Source organism: Mycobacterium sp. NGS48 (assembly GCF_059812585.1).
Window position 1 is genome coordinate 355291 of the sequence record NZ_JCALCY010000004.1, and the last position, 16686, is coordinate 371976.

The 16686-nt window shown below is 66.5% G+C and carries 20 protein-coding genes and 1 pseudogene; 15 read left to right on the top strand and 6 right to left on the bottom strand.

Annotated elements, in window-relative coordinates:
- Positions 1–7: 7 nt before the first annotated feature.
- Positions 8–1375 (bottom strand): SagB family peptide dehydrogenase, encoded by a 1368-nt coding sequence (locus AC5Y42_RS10740; RefSeq protein ID WP_499898139.1) that lies wholly within the window; start codon positions 1373–1375, stop codon positions 8–10.
- Positions 1376–1592: 217 nt separating this feature from the next.
- On the opposite strand from AC5Y42_RS10740, the gene AC5Y42_RS10745 reads away from it, so the two are divergent.
- Together AC5Y42_RS10745 and AC5Y42_RS10750 are read left to right on the top strand one after the other, a co-directional pair.
- The gene (locus AC5Y42_RS10745; RefSeq protein ID WP_499897965.1) at positions 1593–2093 is read left to right on the top strand and encodes an MTB12 family secreted protein; all 501 of its coding nucleotides are present in this window, start codon (positions 1593–1595) and stop codon (positions 2091–2093) included.
- A gap of 102 nt (positions 2094–2195) precedes the next feature.
- Positions 2196–2711 (top strand): MTB12 family secreted protein, encoded by a 516-nt coding sequence (locus tag AC5Y42_RS10750; protein WP_499897966.1) that lies wholly within the window; start codon positions 2196–2198, stop codon positions 2709–2711.
- A gap of 22 nt (positions 2712–2733) precedes the next feature.
- Here the strand turns inward: AC5Y42_RS10750 and AC5Y42_RS10755 are convergent, their stop codons facing one another.
- The 3 genes from AC5Y42_RS10755 to AC5Y42_RS10765 form a co-directional block, all read right to left on the bottom strand.
- Positions 2734–3603: a sigma-70 family RNA polymerase sigma factor gene (locus AC5Y42_RS10755; protein WP_499897968.1), complete on the bottom strand. Its 870-nt coding sequence runs from the start codon at positions 3601–3603 to the stop codon at positions 2734–2736.
- A complete protein-coding gene (locus AC5Y42_RS10760; RefSeq protein WP_499897970.1) occupies positions 3600–4193 on the bottom strand; it encodes a carboxymuconolactone decarboxylase family protein in 594 nt (197 codons plus the stop codon). Before AC5Y42_RS10760 ends, AC5Y42_RS10755 begins: the two co-directional genes overlap by 4 nt.
- A 67-nt stretch (positions 4194–4260) precedes the next feature.
- Positions 4261–4572, bottom strand: coding sequence for a type II toxin-antitoxin system VapB family antitoxin (locus tag AC5Y42_RS10765; protein ID WP_499897971.1), 312 nt, complete (start codon positions 4570–4572; stop codon positions 4261–4263).
- Positions 4573–4673: 101 nt separating this feature from the next.
- On the opposite strand from AC5Y42_RS10765, the gene hrcA reads away from it, so the two are divergent.
- From hrcA to AC5Y42_RS10780, 3 genes are read left to right on the top strand one after another with little or no spacing between them, the layout of a single operon-like run.
- Complete coding sequence (gene hrcA / locus AC5Y42_RS10770; protein WP_499897972.1) at positions 4674–5717, top strand: heat-inducible transcriptional repressor HrcA; 1044 nt, start codon at positions 4674–4676, stop codon at positions 5715–5717.
- Positions 5718–5772: 55 nt separating this feature from the next.
- On the top strand, positions 5773–6909 hold the full coding sequence (gene dnaJ, locus AC5Y42_RS10775; protein WP_499897973.1) for a molecular chaperone DnaJ: 1137 nt from the start codon (positions 5773–5775) through the stop codon (positions 6907–6909).
- 7 nt (positions 6910–6916) lie between these two features.
- Positions 6917–7666 carry a 16S rRNA (uracil(1498)-N(3))-methyltransferase gene (locus AC5Y42_RS10780; RefSeq protein WP_499897975.1) on the top strand — a complete coding sequence of 250 codons (750 nt, stop codon included), beginning with the start codon at positions 6917–6919 and terminating at the stop codon, positions 7664–7666.
- Here AC5Y42_RS10780 and AC5Y42_RS10785 read toward each other — a convergent pair.
- Positions 7663–8118 (bottom strand): hypothetical protein, encoded by a 456-nt coding sequence (locus AC5Y42_RS10785; RefSeq protein ID WP_499897977.1) that lies wholly within the window; start codon positions 8116–8118, stop codon positions 7663–7665. The two genes, AC5Y42_RS10780 and AC5Y42_RS10785, sit on opposite strands and share 4 nt — an antisense overlap.
- Positions 8119–8191: 73 nt before the next feature.
- On the opposite strand from AC5Y42_RS10785, the gene AC5Y42_RS10790 reads away from it, so the two are divergent.
- The 7 genes and pseudogenes from AC5Y42_RS10790 to AC5Y42_RS10820 form a co-directional block, all read left to right on the top strand.
- Positions 8192–8746 (top strand): nuclear transport factor 2 family protein, encoded by a 555-nt coding sequence (locus tag AC5Y42_RS10790; protein WP_499897978.1) that lies wholly within the window; start codon positions 8192–8194, stop codon positions 8744–8746.
- Positions 8747–8799: 53 nt separating this feature from the next.
- On the top strand, positions 8800–9843 hold the full coding sequence (locus AC5Y42_RS10795; RefSeq protein ID WP_499897979.1) for a PhoH family protein: 1044 nt from the start codon (positions 8800–8802) through the stop codon (positions 9841–9843).
- A 4-nt stretch (positions 9844–9847) separates the two neighbouring features.
- Positions 9848–10384 (top strand): rRNA maturation RNase YbeY, encoded by a 537-nt coding sequence (gene ybeY, locus AC5Y42_RS10800; RefSeq protein ID WP_499897981.1) that lies wholly within the window; start codon positions 9848–9850, stop codon positions 10382–10384.
- Positions 10381–11682 carry a hemolysin family protein gene (locus tag AC5Y42_RS10805; protein WP_499897982.1) on the top strand — a complete coding sequence of 434 codons (1302 nt, stop codon included), beginning with the start codon at positions 10381–10383 and terminating at the stop codon, positions 11680–11682. Before ybeY ends, AC5Y42_RS10805 begins: the two co-directional genes overlap by 4 nt.
- Positions 11660–11995 carry a cytidine deaminase-like protein gene (locus AC5Y42_RS10810; RefSeq protein ID WP_499898141.1) on the top strand — a complete coding sequence of 112 codons (336 nt, stop codon included), beginning with the start codon at positions 11660–11662 and terminating at the stop codon, positions 11993–11995. Before AC5Y42_RS10805 ends, AC5Y42_RS10810 begins: the two co-directional genes overlap by 23 nt.
- A 19-nt stretch (positions 11996–12014) precedes the next feature.
- Positions 12015–12911 carry a GTPase Era gene (gene era / locus AC5Y42_RS10815; RefSeq protein WP_499897983.1) on the top strand — a complete coding sequence of 299 codons (897 nt, stop codon included), beginning with the start codon at positions 12015–12017 and terminating at the stop codon, positions 12909–12911.
- A 29-nt stretch (positions 12912–12940) separates the two neighbouring features.
- Positions 12941–13042: pseudogene (locus tag AC5Y42_RS10820) on the top strand (acyl-CoA dehydrogenase family protein); the annotation flags it as partial.
- 1 nt (position 13043) lies between these two features.
- On the opposite strand, the gene AC5Y42_RS10825 reads toward AC5Y42_RS10820, so the two are convergent.
- Positions 13044–14489: an amidase gene (locus tag AC5Y42_RS10825; protein WP_499897984.1), complete on the bottom strand. Its 1446-nt coding sequence runs from the start codon at positions 14487–14489 to the stop codon at positions 13044–13046.
- A gap of 63 nt (positions 14490–14552) precedes the next feature.
- Here AC5Y42_RS10825 and recO point away from each other — a divergent pair, with 63 nt between their 5' ends.
- Genes recO through AC5Y42_RS10840 form a run of 3 tightly spaced genes read left to right on the top strand, consistent with a single transcriptional unit; the run spans position 14553 to position 16649 of the window.
- The gene (recO, locus tag AC5Y42_RS10830; protein ID WP_499897986.1) at positions 14553–15377 is read left to right on the top strand and encodes a DNA repair protein RecO; all 825 of its coding nucleotides are present in this window, start codon (positions 14553–14555) and stop codon (positions 15375–15377) included.
- Positions 15343–16233: a decaprenyl diphosphate synthase gene (locus AC5Y42_RS10835; RefSeq protein WP_499897987.1), complete on the top strand. Its 891-nt coding sequence runs from the start codon at positions 15343–15345 to the stop codon at positions 16231–16233. Before recO ends, AC5Y42_RS10835 begins: the two co-directional genes overlap by 35 nt.
- Positions 16233–16649, top strand: a complete 417-nt coding sequence (locus AC5Y42_RS10840) for a hypothetical protein (protein WP_499897989.1) — start codon at positions 16233–16235, stop codon at positions 16647–16649. Before AC5Y42_RS10835 ends, AC5Y42_RS10840 begins: the two co-directional genes overlap by 1 nt.
- Positions 16650–16686 lie beyond the last annotated feature (37 nt).

The following is a 16686-nucleotide window of genomic DNA, read 5'->3' on the forward strand; positions in this document are numbered from 1 at the left end:
CGACGGATCAGATCGGCCCGGGAGAGCCGAGGATGATACTGCCGACGCTGCATTCCTGTCGCTCGTCGACCCCGGTAGCCGCGACAAACGCCGCGGTGTCACCGAAGCCCTGGGCACACGCACCAAGGCCCATCGCGGTTGCGGCCAGGTAGATCGTCTGCATCAGCACGCCGACATCCTTGAGAATGGCTGCGTAGCCGATCTGTTCGTAGGTCCACATGATGCGGCCGCACCGCGCGGCCATGACAATGAGCACCTGGGGCTCGGCGCCACCGGTTAGCGTCGCCGAAGCCGGTTTGACAAGCGCAGACACCGCTTTCGAAGCCATGTCCGCCACTGGGCGCAGCACATGGTCAAACGAGTCGTAGTGATACATGCCCGGCGGGAGTCCGGCGACATTCCGCACCACCGGGTACAACTCGAGTTCGTAGATCCCGCCACCGGATGGGTATGGCCGGGACAGGAGTTCCTCACCCGGGCCGACCGGTTGCGTGCGTCGCGTCCGCGCCGTGCGGTAGAGCAACTCGGCGAGTTGGTCGGCGGTGATCGGTCGAGCGTCATCGAATGTCCTCGTCGAAACACGGTCCTCGAGAACGGCTGTCAGCGTCGGGTCGTGAGCTCGTTTGTCCGTCAGGTCGGGAACGAATAGCGCGATCGGTTCGCCGGGATAATCCGGCCTGCGCGCGGCAGGTTGCGGAAATCGGTCCTTGGCCCACTTGGTCGGACCGAAATGCTCCCAGGTGACGGTGCGTTCGCCGAGTGTGCTGCGGCGGTGGAACCACAGATCCGGTGTACTCCAGCTGAGGGGCTCGAAACTGCGGTCTTCCTCACCCGCCGGAAGCAGGAAGCCGCACCAGTGCAGGTCCTCGATGAATCGCGAGACGACGGCAGGCGGTAATCCCGGGTCGGCTGCGGCAGTCCCGGCGAGCAGCCCGAGCAGACGTGAGTCTTGGATCCGCAGATCGCACCATGCGAGCGGGTGCTCGAGGATGAAACCATCCGAATTACGATGCAGTACCGCGAATTTCGAGAGCACGCCAGTACCCGGCGATCGCGGTTCGGATCGCGGCGCAGGTCGCCCGAACGGCAGGATGGAGTACAGCTCGCTCCCGGCGTCGCGCACCGTGATGGTCAGCCAGCCACCGGCAATGAGCTGATCGATCAGTGTGTCGGCGTCGCCGCCGTCTGCCGGCGTCGATATCTCCGAAACCGTTGCCGGACCCAGGTTCAGAGTCTTCAGCGCCCGCAGCTGACTCGGGGACAACCGCGGCAGCTTCTCGCTGCGGGGCGGGTTCAGCAGCACAGCTCCCGCGGGGGTGGTCACGCAGGTGACGCCGGGACGGAACGCATATGTTGTCTGCTCGGGGTACGTGATGGGCGGGCCCTTTCGCTTCTTTCCGGCGGCTCACCGTGCCAAGCCCCTGAGTCTAAGCCAGGCTTGACCCACCCAACATCGCCTGGCCGACCACCGGGGCTGATGCCGTCGGGGTAGGTATCGGTGCGGGTCAGCCGTGTTTCGGGGGCGATGTAACGCAATCGGCCGGAAACGCGACACACCAGTATCAGTGCCTACGCCGACCGAAGGAACAGCTATGACCGTGAAAGCCCTCGCCGCTGGTGCGGCAGCCGTCGCCGCAATCGGAGCCGCTGCAGCCGGCGTGACGTCCGTTGCGTTCAGCACCCCCGGTGGAGCGCAGGTTCAGCCCGTCGTCTTCAGCGCGCCGCTGCCCCAGGACCAGACCGCAAGCCTGCCGACCGCGGGCCAGCTGACCAGCGTCCTGAACAGCCTCGCTGACCCCGGCATTCCGTTCGGGAACAAGTCCGGGCTGGTTGAAGGCGGGATCAGTCCGACAGAGGCTCACATGGCCGACCACGCACTGCAGAAGGCCGCCAAGAAGGGGCAGTTGCCGTTGTCCTTCAACATCTCGAACATCCAACCGGCGGCTGCCGGTGCGGCTACCGCTGACGTGGCAGTCTCGGGCCCGAAGTTCACCGCGCCGGTGACCCAGAGCGTCACATTCGTCAATCAGGGCAGCTGGATGCTGTCGCGCGACTCGGCGATGGCGCTGCTGCAGGCCGCCTCGGGGCACTGATCTCGTCGTTGCCAGCTTGCTGTGAGCGTGCGTGTTTGCACGCCAACACGGCGCGTGATGCCCGTATCATTTGTGCACCCTCGCGGCACGAAAGGACCAGTTATGACCGTGAAAGCCCTTGTCACCGGCGTGGCGGCGGTGGCCGCAATCGGCACCGCGGCCGGCGGCGTGGCCACCTTGGCAAACACACCCGCTTCCGTTCAAGTACAACCGGCCGCCATCGGAGCTCCGCTTCCGCTGGACCCGCCGCCGGGTGCGCCGGAAGATCTGCCGACCGCTGACCAGTTGACCAACCTGTGCAACCAGGTGACCGATGCCGGCGTGTCATACACGACCAAGCAGAACCTGGTGCAGGGCGGCATCAGTCCGGACGAGGGTCACGTGGCCGATCATGACCTGAGAAAGGCCTACCGCAACGGCAACTTTCCGGAGCAGTTCGCTGTGACTAACATCCAGCCGGCCGGCCCCAATGCCGCTACCGCCGACGTGGCCATCTCGGGCCCGAAGTTCGCCGGTCCGGTCACCAAGCAGCTCGCGTTCGTCAACGAGGGCGGCAACTGGATCATGCAGCACGACGCCGCGATCGCGCTGGTGCAGGCGGCCACGGCTACCAATTGACGCACCGGGGGCCCCGGGCGGATCAGGCGGTTAGCGCGCTCATGTCGATCCGCGCAATGCGCGCCCGGTCGGCCAGCACGTCGATCGCGGTGATACGTCCACCGCGCACCACGAATCCCATGATCGCGGCCGGCTGGCCGGTGACGAAGATCACCGCTCCGGCGGCGCCATTGACGGTGGCGGGGCGCGCTTCCCGCTCCGCGGCGGCATAACCCCGCGCCAGGCCGGCCACTGCCGACGCGCCCCGCACCGAGCGGGATTGGCCGGGGCCGAAGTCGCCGCGCAGCACCACGTCCGGGTCGAGCACGACGACCAGCCGGTCGAGATCGCCGGCACGCCCGGCCGCGAAAAATGCGTCGACGACGGCGTTTTGGGCTTTGAGGTCGCCGTCGGGATCTGGCGCCGCGTCGTGGATGCGCCGCCGTGCCCGGCTGGCCAGCTTGCGGGCGGCGTCGGTCGACCGGTCCACAATCGTCGCGATCTGGTCGAATGGCACCGCGAAGACGTCGTGCAAGACGAACGCCAGCCGCTCCGCCGGCGGCAGCGTGTCCAACACCACGAACATGGCCAGCCCGACCGCGTCGGCCAGCAGCGCCTGGTGTTCGGGGTCGAGCTCGCCGGGCGCGTCCACGATGGGTTCCGGTATGCCGGCGGGCAATTCATCATGGGTGCGACGGGCGCGCAAGCCGTTCAGGCAGATCCGTGCCACCACGGTGGTCAGCCAGGCGTCGAGATTCGCGATACTGTCAGCGTCCGCACCGCTCAACCGCAGCCACGTCTCTTGCACCGCGTCCTCGGCGTCATCCACTGAGCCCAGCATCCGGTAGGCGAGCGCGGCCAGTCGCGGACGCGCGGCCTGAAAGTGCGCCGCCGGCGTCGCATCTGCGGTCACGTGCCGGTCTCGGGCAACGCGCACACCCTGCCGTCGGAAAAGCCCGACGATCCGATGCCGAGCGCCAGGTTGAACCTGGCCCGCAAGTTGCCCAGGTTGATGACATGGGTGAGCGCGACGAGTTGAGCGTTGTCGAAATGCGGGCGCAGTCGGTCGAATAGCTCGTCGCTCACCTCGACCGGCGTACGGCTGATGGCGGTGGCGTACTCGAGGATCAGCTTGTCCAGATCGGAGAAGCAGGTGGCGTTGCGATAGTCGGCCATCGCCAGCAGTTCCTCGTCGCTGATCCCCCAGCCGCGGGCGATCTGGGAGCCGAGGTCGATGCAGTATTCGCAGCGTACCGTCGTCGCCGACTTGAGCTCGGCCAGCGCACGGTGGCGGGCGCTGAGGATGTCGAGTTTTGACTCCGCGAGCTCCAATCGGCCAATGGCGTTGAGCAACTTGGGGATATACGCATACATCCGCAGCGGTTCGAGCATGGTGGCGGTTTCCAGGCCGGTCATCTGCTTGAAACGCCTTTTGGTGAAGAAGAAGGCGATTTTCGCACCCAATCCGGCGTCGCGGTCCGAGACTCCGGCGATTCGTGGCATGGCGGTCCTCCTATCGAGCGGTCTCACCTATCTCGACACCGGCGGCCGCCAGAACGTGACCAGGTTGCTACGCGTGCTGGCCGACTGCGTCCATGTCGAGCAGCCGCGCGTGCAACACGGTGCGATTACGCAGCGCCGCGCGTACCGCCCTGTGCAACCCGTCCTCGAGATAGAGGATCCCCCGCCACTTCACCGCATGCGGGAACAGATCGCCGTAGAACGTCGAGTCCTCCGACAGCAGCCGGTCCAACGCCAGCACCGTCGTCGTCGTGACGAGTTCGTCGAGCCGAATCTGCCGCGGAGGTATCCGCGACCAATCCCGATAGGACAGGCCATGCTCGGGATACGGCTTGCCTTCCCGAACTCCTTTGAAGATCATTCCCCGACCGTCCCGGGCGCCCGGACCGAGGTGAGCATGGTTGACAAGGCTAGTCCCGCGACGATCACCGTAAAATAGGCCGGGTCAGAAAGGTGATGGGGATGGGGACTGCCGACGATCGTCGCTTCGAGGTGCTGCGCGCGATCGTCGCCGACTTCGTCGCCACCCAGGAACCGATCGGGTCGAAGTCGCTGGTGGAGCGTCATAACCTCGGTGTCTCGTCGGCCACCGTCCGTAACGACATGGCGGTGCTGGAGGCCGAGGGCTACATCACCCAGCCGCACACCAGTTCCGGGCGGGTGCCCACCGAGAAGGGCTACCGCGAGTTCGTCGACCGGCTGGATGACGTCAAGCCGCTCTCGGTCGCCGAGCGGCGCGCCATTCAGGGTTTTCTGGAGTCCGGTGTGGATCTCGACGACGTGCTGCGCCGCGCGGTGCGCCTGTTGGCCCAGTTGACCCGTCAGGTGGCCGTCGTGCAGTACCCGACGCTGTCGACGTCGACCGTGCGGCACCTGGAAGTGATCGCGCTGACGCCGGCCCGGTTGCTGATGGTGGTCATTACCGACTCGGGCCGGGTGGACCAGCGCGTCGTCGAACTCGGCGACACCATCGACGATCATCAGCTGTCTCAGCTGCGAGAAATGCTCGGCCAGGCGCTGGAAGGCAAGAAGCTCGCGGCGGCATCGATTGCCGTCGCCGAGCTAGTCGGCCACTTGGACGGGCGGGGCGGGCAGTCCAACAGCCTGTCGGACGCCGTGGGGCGGTCGGCCACCGTGCTGCTGGAGTCGCTGGTCGAGCACCGGGAGGAGCGGCTGCTGCTGGGCGGGACCGCCAACCTCACCCGCAATACCGCTGACTTCGGCGGTTCGCTGCGGTCGGTGCTGGAAGCACTGGAAGAGCAGGTCGTCGTGCTGCGGTTGCTGGCCGCTCAGCAGGAAGCCGGCAAGGTGACGGTGCGCATCGGCCACGAGACCGAAGCCGAGCAGATGATGGGCACCTCGGTGGTGTCCACTGCCTACGGCTCGATGGACACCGTCTACGGCGGCATGGGTGTGCTGGGGCCCACCCGAATGGACTATCCGGGAACTATCGCTAGTGTCGCTGCGGTTGCTTTGTACATCGGCGAAGTGCTGGGTGCTCGATAATGCTGTACCCGAATATGTGGATAGCCGCGTAACCGCGGCATAGGAGAGGTCAGGCGTGGCACGCGACTATTACGGTCTGCTCGGCGTGAGCACGAACGCGAGCGATGCGGAGATCAAACGCGCCTATCGCAAGTTGGCGCGCGAGCTGCATCCCGACATCAACCCGGACGACGCCGCTCAGGCGAAATTCAAGGAGATCAGCGTCGCCTACGAGGTGCTGTCGGACCCGGAGAAAAGACGCATCGTCGACATGGGTGGAGACCCGCTGGAAAATGCGGCGTCAGCCAATGGCTTCCCGGGTTTCGGCGGTCTTGGCGACGTCTTCGAGGCATTCTTCGGTGGTGGTGCCGCGTCCCGCGGACCGGTCGGACGAGTCCGGCCCGGATCGGATTCACTGCTGCGGATGCGGCTGGACCTCGCCGAATGCGCGACCGGAGTCACCAAGCAGGTCACCGTCGACACTGCGGTGCTGTGTGACCGCTGTCAGGGGCGCGGCACCAACGGGAATTCGGCGCCGGTGGCCTGCGACACCTGCGGTGGTCGTGGTGAAGTGCAAAGCGTGCAGCGCTCGCTGCTGGGCCAGGTGATGACGTCGCGGCCCTGCCCGACCTGTCGCGGTGTTGGCGAGGTCATCCTCGACCCCTGCTACCAGTGCGGCGGCGACGGCCGAGTGCGGGCCCGGCGGGAGATCAGCGTGAAGATCCCGGCCGGTGTCGGCGACGGCATGCGAGTTCGGCTGGCTGCTCAGGGCGAAGTGGGGCCCGGCGGGGGACCGGCCGGCGACCTGTACGTCGAGGTGCACGAGCACGCGCACGAGATTTTCGTCCGCGACGGCGACGACCTGCATTGCACGATCTCGGTGCCGATGGTCGATGCGGCGTTGGGCACCTCGGTGACCGTGGACGCGATTCTGGACGGGATCACCGAAATCACGATTCCGGCGGGCACCCAGCCCGGTTCGGTGACGACATTGCGCGGTCATGGAATGCCGCATTTGCGTTCCGGAGCGCGCGGCGATCTGCACGTCCACGTCGACGTGGTGGTGCCGGATCGACTCGACCACCGCGACGCCGAGCTGCTGCGCGAACTCAAGACCCGCCGCACGCGGGACGTACCCGAAGTCCGGTCCACGCAGGGGACGGCCACCAGCGGGCTGTTCAGCAGATTGCGCGAGACGTTCACCGGGCGCTGAGCGGCCTGTGGCCGGCCTGTTCTACGTCGATTCGCTGCCGGAGATCGGCGCGCTGACTGTCCTCGGCGGGGACGACGGGTTTCACGCTGCGACCGTTCGCCGTATCCGTCCCGGCGAGGAGCTGCTGCTCGGCGACGGCGCCGGCGCGCTGGCCCGCTGTCAGGTGGAAGAGGCCGACCGCGGCGGGCTTTCCGCGCGCGTATTGGACCGCTGGAGTGTGGCGCCGGGGCAGCCGCCGGTGACGGTGGTGCAGGCGCTGCCGAAGGCCGAGCGCTCGGAGCTGGCGATCGAGCTGGCCACCGAGGCCGGTGCCGATGCGTTCGTGGCCTGGCAGGCTGCCCGCTGTGTGGCGCGCTGGGAAGGCGCTCGGATCGAGAAGGGCCTGCGCCGCTGGCGCGCGGTCGCCCGATCGGCGGCCGGGCAATCCCGCCGCGCTCATATCCCTGCGGTCGACGGCGTGTTGTCCACCGCGGGCTTGGTTGAGCGGGTGCGTGACGCGACAGCGTGCGGTGCAGTGGTTCTGGCGCTGCACGAGTCGGCGACCGAGCGACTGACGGAACTGGCTTTGGCGCATGCAGATTCGCTGATGCTGATCGTTGGCCCCGAGGGCGGCATCGCGCTCGACGAGATCACTGCGCTGACCGACGCCGGTGCAGTGGCTGTCCGGCTGGGTCCCTCGGTCCTGCGCACGTCGACAGCGGCCGCGGTGGCGTTAGGTGCGCTGGGCGTGCTGACGCCGCGGTGGCAATCGGGCTAGCTTGCCCGTGCCTTTCGCGCTTGGTCCATCACCAGGCGCCCGCCCGGGAGGGCGCCGATGACCGTACGCGCCAACCGGTTGCGGACGTGTGCGTGGTCGTCCGGTGGGACATTGCCACGACGCAGGTCATAGGCGCCCAACGCCGCCCACAGTGCAGCGACGACCGCGTCGACTACACCGACGCGGACCCGACGGTGGTCGGCGACCGCCAGCGCGAGCGCGGTCAGCGAGTGCACGCCGTCAACCCAGACGCCGGCCGCCAGGATCTCCGGCGTCGGTTTGGTTCCCGACAACGACGCCTGCACGACTTGGCGTGCGCCCAAAATGCGGGTGATGACAACTGCCCTGCGATCGATCCGCGCGGCGCGTGCCCGGGCCAGCACGGTACGCGGGGCGATCAGCAACGTCAGACCCCATCCGGCGCGCAGGAGCTCGAGATACCGAAAGTTCACGAGCGATAAGCCCTATCCGAGGAATGCGCGGTGGTCATAATCACACTTTAAGCACCTGAAGGGAGCGTCCCTCATGTGTCCGGCCCATGATCTCAGCGCGATCTTCGACGAGCACGTGGCCGACGAGTTCGTCGCCAAGGACGTGGCCGCCACGATGGCCACCATGGTCGCCGAGCCGAACGTCAACCACGTCCCCACGATGATGGGCGGCGTCGGCGGCGCGGCGCTCACCGAGTTCTACACGAACTACTTCATCGGGCACTGGCCTGAGGACACCACAATCAGCCCCGTATGCCGCACCGTCGGCACCGATCGCGTCGTCGACGAGATGATCATGTCGTTTACCCACGACATACCGATGCCGGCCTTCCTGCCGAACGTGGCGCCCACCGGCCGCCCGGTGATGCTGCCAGTGGTGGTCGTGATGGGCATCGAGGACGGCAAGGTCGCCTACGAGCGCATCTACTGGGACCAGGCGTCGCTGCTGGCACAGATCGGTCTGCTCGACGACACCGAGCTGCCGATCACTGGGGCCGTGCAGGCACGAAAGGTGCTCGACCAGGACTTGCCGGCCAATACGCTGCTGTCGAAACCTCACACCGCAGACGAGGGACGGCCCCGGCGGTAGACTGGGACACCGATCGACTGTCAAAACCGCAGAAAGCAGGCATCAGAAGCCACGTGACGCCCCGCGAGACCAACGCTGCTGACTCCCAGTCTTCGCAGGTTCGCAGCAGCATCGACGTTCCGCCCGACCTCGTCGTGGGCCTGCTGGGTTCGGCCGACGAAAACCTGCGTGCACTCGAACGAATCCTGACTGCCGACCTGCATGTGCGCGGCAACGCCGTCACCTTTTCCGGTGAACCTGCCGATGTCGCGCTTGCCGAACGGGTGATCTCGGAATTGGTCGCGATCGTGGGGAGCGGTCAAACGCTGACGCCGGAAGTGGTGCGCCACAGTGTCGCCATGCTGGTCGGCACCGGCAACGAGTCACCAGCCGAAGTCCTCACCCTGGACATCCTGTCGCGCCGCGGCAAGACGATCCGGCCCAAGACGCTCAACCAGAAACGTTACGTCGACGCGATCGACGCCAACACCATCGTCTTCGGCATCGGCCCGGCCGGCACCGGCAAGACGTACCTGGCGATGGCCAAGGCGGTCAGCGCACTACAGACCAAACAGGTCACCCGCATCATCTTGACCCGTCCGGCGGTGGAAGCCGGTGAGCGCCTGGGCTTTTTGCCGGGCACGCTGAGCGAGAAGATCGACCCGTATCTGCGGCCGCTCTACGACGCGCTCCACGACATGATGGATCCCGAACTGATCCCGAAGTTGATGGCATCCGGGGTCATTGAAGTCGCACCACTGGCGTATATGCGCGGACGCAGCCTCAATGACGCGTTCATCATTCTCGACGAGGCCCAGAACACCACCGGTGAACAGATGAAGATGTTCCTGACCCGGTTAGGGTTCGGCTCCAAAGTCGTTGTCACCGGCGACGTCACGCAGATCGACCTGCCAGGCGGCGCGCGATCCGGGCTGCGGGCAGCAGTCGACATCCTTGAGGGCATCGACGACATCCACATGGCCGAGCTCACCAGTGCCGACGTGGTGCGCCATCGACTGGTTTCCGAAATCGTGGATGCCTACGCCAAGCACGAGGAGCCGGGCCTGACGCTGAACCGGGCGGCGCGGCGGGCATCCGGCGGCCGCAGTCGCCGGTGACGTCGTGAGTATCGAGGTAGCCAACGAATCCGGCGTCGACGTGTCCGAGGCCGAATTGATCAGCGTGGCACGGTTTGTCATCGCGAAGATGGACGTCAACCCCGCAGCGGAGCTGTCGATGGTGCTGCTGGACACCGCGGCGATGGCCGATCTGCACATGCGGTGGATGGACCTACCCGGCCCGACCGACGTGATGAGCTTCCCGATGGACGAGCTCGAGCCCGGGGGTCGCCCGGACGCCCCGGAGCCGGGACCGGCCATGCTGGGTGACATCGTGCTGTGCCCGGAATTTGCCGCCGAACAGGCTGCTGGTGCCGGTCATTCGCTGGGCCACGAGCTGGCCTTGCTGACCATCCACGGGGTGTTGCATCTGCTGGGTTACGACCACGGCGAGCCGGACGAGGAAAAGGAAATGTTCGACCTGCAACGCGGTCTGCTCGAGGAATGGGTCGCCGAACAGGTCGAGTCTTATCATCTGGACCGCCAGACCGAACGAGACCGCCGGCTGCTGGACAAGTCAAGGTTTTTCGACGAGCCGTGAACGGATATGTTCCGCTGTTCGGCGCTATTGCGCTGATCTGCCTGGGCGGGCTGTTCGCCGCGATTGACGCCGCGATCAGCACGGTGTCACTAGCCCGCGTCGAGGAGCTGGTGCGTGATGAGCGACCAGGCGCCGTGCGGCTCTCCAAGGTGATGGACAATCGGCCCAGCTACATCAACCTGGTGGTGCTGCTACGAATCACGTGTGAGATCACCGCGACGGCGCTACTGGTGTTCTTCCTGCGCCATAACCTCAGCCGGGATTGGGGGTTATTCGCCGCAGCGGCAATCATGGTGGTGATCAGTTTCATCGTCATCGGTGTGGGTCCGCGCACCCTCGGCCGCCAGAACGCCTATTCCATTTCGTTAGTGGCGGCCTTTCCGCTGCAGGTGCTTTCGTGGCTGCTGATGCCGGTCAGCCGGCTGCTGGTGCTGCTGGGTAACGCGCTGACCCCCGGCCGCGGATTTCGCAACGGCCCGTTCGCATCCGAGATCGAGCTGCGCGAGGTGGTCGATCTGGCCCAGCAGCGCGGCGTGGTCGCCGCCGACGAGCGCCGGATGATCCAGTCGGTCTTCGAACTTGGCGACACACCGGCCCGCGAAGTCATGGTGCCGCGCACCGAGATGATCTGGATCGAGAGTGACAAATCGGCCGGGCAGGCGACATCGCTGGCGGTGCGCAGCGGACATTCCCGGATGCCGGTGATCGGTGAGAACGTCGACGACATCCTCGGCGTGGTATACCTCAAAGACCTTGTCCAGCAGACCTATTACTCGATCAACGGCGGCCGGGACACCACCGTCGCGCAGGTCATGCGGCCCGCGGTGTTCGTGCCGGACTCCAAGCCGTTAGATGCGCTGCTGCGTGAAATGCAGCGCGACCGCAACCACATGGCGCTGCTGGTCGACGAATACGGCGCGATCGCCGGCCTGGTGACGATCGAGGATGTGCTGGAAGAGATCGTCGGCGAAATCGCCGATGAATACGACGACGCCGAGACCGCGCCGATAGAGTCATTGGGTGACAACCGGTTCCGGGTTTCGGCGCGATTGCCGATCGAAGATGTCGGCGAACTCTACGGTGTGGAATTCGACGACGACCTCGACGTCGACACGGTGGGCGGGCTGCTGGCCCTGGAGTTGGGCCGGGTGCCGCTGCCCGGCGCCGAGGTGATATCCCATGGTCTGCGGCTCTACGCGGAGGGCGGCCCAGATCCTCGCGGACGTCTGCGGATCGGCACTGTCTTGTTGAGCCGCATCGATTCCGACGGTCATGGTGTTGAGGAGACCAATGCCTGAATCACTCGGCGACGAGGACGCCAAGTTGGTGGTGCTGGCCCGCTCGGCGATGGCGCGCGCGGAAGCCGACAGCGGCGCGGCGGTGCGGGATCTCGACGGTCGTACCTACGCCGGCGCACCGGTGACACTCTCGGCTCTGCAGTTGACTGCGCTGCAGACCGCGGTCGCCGCGGCGGCGTCCAGTGGTGCGGCCGGGCTGGAGGCCGCGGTATTGGTGGCCGGATCGGCCGACGATGCCGGGATCGCCGCGGTCCGCGAACTGTCGCCGACAGCGGCGATAATCCTGACCGACGGCGCCGGAAACCCGTCGTGATCGGGCCGGCTGACCACCCATGAGCGAATTCCGTTCCGGCTTCGTCTGTTTCGTCGGTCGCCCGAATACCGGAAAGTCGACGCTGACCAATGCCCTGGTCGGCTCCAAAGTCGCAATCACGTCGAACCGACCACAGACCACCCGGCACACCATCCGCGGGATCGTGCACCGGGAGGACTTCCAGATCATCCTGGTCGACACGCCGGGACTGCACCGCCCGCGCACGCTGTTGGGTAAGCGGCTCAACGATTTGGTGCGCGACACCTACAGCCAGGTCGATGCCATCGGGCTTTGCATACCCGCCGACGAGGCAATCGGCCCGGGGGACCGGTGGATCGTGCAACAGATCCGTTCCATTGCACCCAACACCGCACTCGTCGTCGTCGTCACCAAAATCGACACGATCCCCAAGGACAAGCTGGCCGCGCAGTTGGCCGCGGTCGGCGAGCTGGTCGACGAGGCCGAGATCGTTCCGGTCTCGGCAGTCACCGGCGAGCAGATCGACGTGCTGATCGACGTGCTGGCCGCCGCACTGCCACCCGGCCCGGCGTTCTACCCCGACGGTGAGTTGACCGACGAACCCGAGGAAGTGCTGATGGCCGAGTTCATCCGCGAGGCGGCGCTGGAGGGGGTGCGTGATGAACTGCCGCATTCGCTGGCGGTGGTGATTGACGAAGTCAGCCCGCGCGAAGAGCGTGACGACCTGATTGACGTGCATGCGGTGCTGTACGTGGAGCGGGACAGCCAGAAGGGCATCGTGATCGGCAAGGGCGGTGCCCGGCTGCGGGAAGTGGGTACTGCCGCCCGCGGCCAGATCGAGAAGCTGCTGGGCACCAAGGTCTACCTCGATCTGCGCGTCAAGGTTGCCAAAAATTGGCAGCGCGACCCCAAGCAGCTTGGCCGGCTGGGGTTTTGACGCCTGACCCGTCCTCGGGCACTACCCCTCGACCATACCCGATCGCGCAGATGTACACCGGTTCACGGGTCAACCGAATCTACGGCGGCACAAGTGAAATCATGAAAGAGATTATCAGCCGCGCAATGTGAACTACTGCGCCGGCTGTATCCCCGTGCCGGTGTTCCACCACACTTCGGGCTGCTTCGCGGCCCAGCCGCCGACTGCCTCCAATTCAGCTGCCAGTGACACCAACAACGGCTCACTGTTGGCCGGTCCCATCAGCTGAACGCCGATCGGTAGACCCTCGGAGGTGAATCCGGCCGGGATGTTGATCGACGGCCAGCCCAATACGTTCCACGGCCAGGTCACCGGGCACGCCGCGATCATCGCCCGGTCCGTGCCGAGGCCACCCAGACGGTCGAACGCGTGCACAGGAGGCGGCGGCTGCGCGGTCGTCGGCGCTACCACGACGTCCACGATGCGGAAGATCGAGCCGACCCGACGCTGGTCGGCGGCTTCGTGTGCGCGGGCCGCACGCAGTATCGACTGCGAGAGCAGCCGGCCCATCCGCATGTTGGACATGGTGCGCCGGTCCAGGTCGACGCCGTCGCCGAGCCGTTCGGCCCAGTCGAGCAGCCCCGAGGTGGAGCGGGCCAGGAAGTTCCACGACAACCGCAGGCCGTAATCGGGGTTGCCGGCCACCACGCTGTGGCCGAGCAGCCGCAGCTGATCGGCCACCGATTCGACGGCCGCCTTGATCTCCGGGTGCAGCCGGGCCGGAAAACCGGTGTAGGGGAACCGTGTCGACATCGCAATCCGCAGCGGGCCGGGCGCGGTGCCCACGTGGTCGGACACCGTCAGTGATGGCGGTTTGTGCAGGTCGCCGTCGGCACTGCCGGACACGGCGTCCAGTAGCAGCGCGGCATCCTCGACCGTGCGGGCCAGCACGCCGTTGACCGTGATGCCGTTGAACGCCTCCGGCAGCGGCCAGGTCGAGATTCGGCCGCGTTGCGGTTTGATGCCCACCAGATGGGTCCAGGCGGCGGGTATGCGCACACTGCCGGCGCCGTCGGAGCCGATCGCCCCGGCGACCAGTCCTGCGGCCACCGCTGCGGCGCTGCCGCCCGACGACCCGCCCGGCGTGTGCTTGCGCGACCACGGGTTGCGGGTATGCCCGAAGCCGGGTCCGCTGGTGAACGGCCATTGGCCCAGTTCACAAGTGTTGGTCTTGCCGACGATCACCGCGCCGGCCGCCTTGAGCCGTCGTACCATCTCGGCGTCGACGGCGGCCGGCCGGACATCTCCCGAGGTGCCGAACGCGGTGGGCACCCCGGCGATGTCGACGTCGTCCTTGACCGCGATCGGGACACCCAGCAGCGGCGCCTCCGCACCGGCGGCACGGCGCCGATCGGCCTCGGCGGCGTCGGCCAATGCGGACTCGGTGAGAACCACGCGGAAAGCGTTCAGCGTCGATTGGCTGCGATCGATAGCGTGCAGTGCCCGGCGGACCAGGTCGTCGGAGCTCACCTCATTGTTGGCCAGCTGGTAGAGCTGCTCGGTCAGGGTCGGAAAGCGGGGGCCGGAAGTGCTACTCATCGGTATTAGACATTATCGGCGCGTGGACAAGGTGATGTCGCGGCGCGATGACAGACTGGTGTGATGCGGCTGTACCGGGATCGGGCGGTGGTGCTGCGCCAGCACAAGCTCGGCGAAGCCGACCGAATCGTCACCCTGCTCACCCGCGACCACGGATTGGTCCGCGCGGTGGCCAAGGGTGTGCGGCGCACCCGCAGCAAGTTCGGCGCGCGGCTGGAGCCGTTCGCCCACATCGATGTGCAACTGCACCCCGGCCGCAACCTGGACATCGTCACCCAGGTCGTGTCGCTGGACGCGTTCGCCACCGACATCGTCAGCGACTACGGCCGCTACACCTGTGCATGCGCCATGCTGGAAACCGCCGAACGCCTCGCCGGTGAAGAGCGGGCACCGGCCCCGGCACTGCACCGGCTGACCGTCGGTGCGCTGCGGGCGGTGGCCGATGGGCGGCGCCCCCGCGAACTGGTGCTGGATGCCTATCTGCTGCGTGCGATGAGTATCGCCGGATGGGCGCCGGCGCTGACCGAATGCGCCCGCTGTGCCACACCTGGTCCGCATCGGGCGTTTCACATCGCTGCCGGCGGCAGCGTTTGCGGGTACTGCCGCCCAGCCGGTTCCACCACGCCGCCGTTGGGTGTGCTGGAGCTGATGTCCGCGTTGCACGACGGCGACTGGGAGGCCGCGCAGGCGACACCGCAATCCCACCGCAGCCATGTCAGCGGATTGGTGGCCGCGCACCTGCAATGGCATCTCGAGCGGCAACTGCGGACGTTGCCGCTGGTGGAGCGGATGCAGCGGGTGGACCGTGTCGATTCGAGCCTCGCCGGGCGCCGCATCGCGGTGGTCGGGCAGGATGTGGCCCATGGTGCGGAAACAGAAGCCGGCTGATTTTCCGCAGCTATCCCCGGCCCCCGACGACTACCCGACGTTTCCGGATACGTCCACCTGGCCTGTCGTCTTCCCGGAGCTGCCGCCGTCGCCCGACGGTGGGCCGCGTCGCCCGCCGCAGCACACTTCGAAGGCGGCACCGCCGCGGATTCCGGCCGGCCAATTGCCCGATCACGTGGCCATTGTGATGGACGGCAACGGCCGATGGGCCACCCAACGCGGGTTGCCCCGCACCGAAGGCCACAAGATGGGCGAGGCGGTGGTGATCGACGTCGCTTGTGGGGCAATCGAGATCGGCATCAAGTGGCTCAGCCTGTATGCCTTTTCCACTGAGAACTGGAAGCGCTCTGCTGAGGAGGTCCGCTTTCTGATGGGGTTCAACCGCCAGGTGGTGCGACGCCGGCGGGAGAACCTCAGGGATATGGGTGTGCGGATACGGTGGGTGGGATCGCGGCCACGGCTGTGGCGCAGCGTGATCAAGGAATTGGCGATCGCCGAAGAGATGACGTGGGACAACGATGTCATCACCGTGAACTATTGCGTCAACTATGGTGGCAGGACCGAAATCGCGGAAGCCGCAAGGAATATCGCGTGTGAGGCGGCCGCCGGCAAGCTCAACCCGGAGCGGGTCAGCGAGGCGACTATCGCCAGCCACCTGCAGCGGCCCGACATCCCCGACGTGGACCTGTTGCTGCGCACCTCCGGCGAAAAGCGGACCAGCAACTTCATGTTGTGGCAGGCGGCCTACGCCGAGTACATCTTTCAGGACAAGCTGTGGCCCGATTACGACCGCCGCGACCTGTGGGCGGCCTGCGAAGAATATGCCTCCCGCCACCGACGCTTCGGGACCGCCTGATGTCGTCGTTGCAGGAGCGGCTGGCGTCGGTGCTCGGCGCGGTATTGCCCGTCGAAGAGGAAGCCGACGGCGCGCTGACAGTGCGTCACGGCGGGACGTTCGCGTCGTTGCGAGTAGTGACCATCGTCGAGGATCTCGACCTGGTGTCGCTGACCCAGGTGCTGGCGTGGGATCTGGTGCTCAACAAGCAGATTCGCGATCGAGTAGCCGCGCAAGCGGACAGCACCCTGTTGGGCTCGGTGGCATTGGTGGAGAAGGTCAGGGACGTTACCGCCAGGCGCAACTCCGGAAAGACCGCCGACGTGATGTTGCGCTACAACTTTCCGGGCGCCGGTCTGACCGACGACGCGCTCCGTACGTTGATTTTGATGGTGCTGGACAAAGGGGCCGAGATCCGTAGCGCGCTGACTGCTTAGCGTCTGGCCGCCCCTTCCGCGCGAGCCATTCCCGGCG

Bases quoted from the DNA above. Each gene is read 5' to 3' on its own strand.
- AC5Y42_RS10745 (WP_499897965.1), top strand. From the start codon at position 1,593: ATGACCGTGAAAGCCCTCGCCGCTGGTGCGGCAGCCGTCGCCGCAATC.
- AC5Y42_RS10750 (WP_499897966.1), top strand. From the start codon at position 2,196: ATGACCGTGAAAGCCCTTGTCACCGGCGTGGCGGCGGTGGCCGCAATC.
- AC5Y42_RS10760 (WP_499897970.1), bottom strand. From the start codon at position 4,193: ATGCCACGAATCGCCGGAGTCTCGGACCGCGACGCCGGATTGGGTGCG.
- AC5Y42_RS10765 (WP_499897971.1), bottom strand. From the start codon at position 4,572: ATGATCTTCAAAGGAGTTCGGGAAGGCAAGCCGTATCCCGAGCATGGC.
- hrcA (WP_499897972.1), top strand. From the start codon at position 4,674: ATGGGGACTGCCGACGATCGTCGCTTCGAGGTGCTGCGCGCGATCGTC.
- AC5Y42_RS10790 (WP_499897978.1), top strand. From the start codon at position 8,192: ATGTGTCCGGCCCATGATCTCAGCGCGATCTTCGACGAGCACGTGGCC.
- era (WP_499897983.1), top strand. From the start codon at position 12,015: ATGAGCGAATTCCGTTCCGGCTTCGTCTGTTTCGTCGGTCGCCCGAAT.
- AC5Y42_RS10825 (WP_499897984.1), bottom strand. From the start codon at position 14,489: ATGAGTAGCACTTCCGGCCCCCGCTTTCCGACCCTGACCGAGCAGCTC.
- recO (WP_499897986.1), top strand. From the start codon at position 14,553: ATGCGGCTGTACCGGGATCGGGCGGTGGTGCTGCGCCAGCACAAGCTC.
- AC5Y42_RS10835 (WP_499897987.1), top strand. From the start codon at position 15,343: ATGTGGCCCATGGTGCGGAAACAGAAGCCGGCTGATTTTCCGCAGCTA.
- AC5Y42_RS10840 (WP_499897989.1), top strand. From the start codon at position 16,233: ATGTCGTCGTTGCAGGAGCGGCTGGCGTCGGTGCTCGGCGCGGTATTG.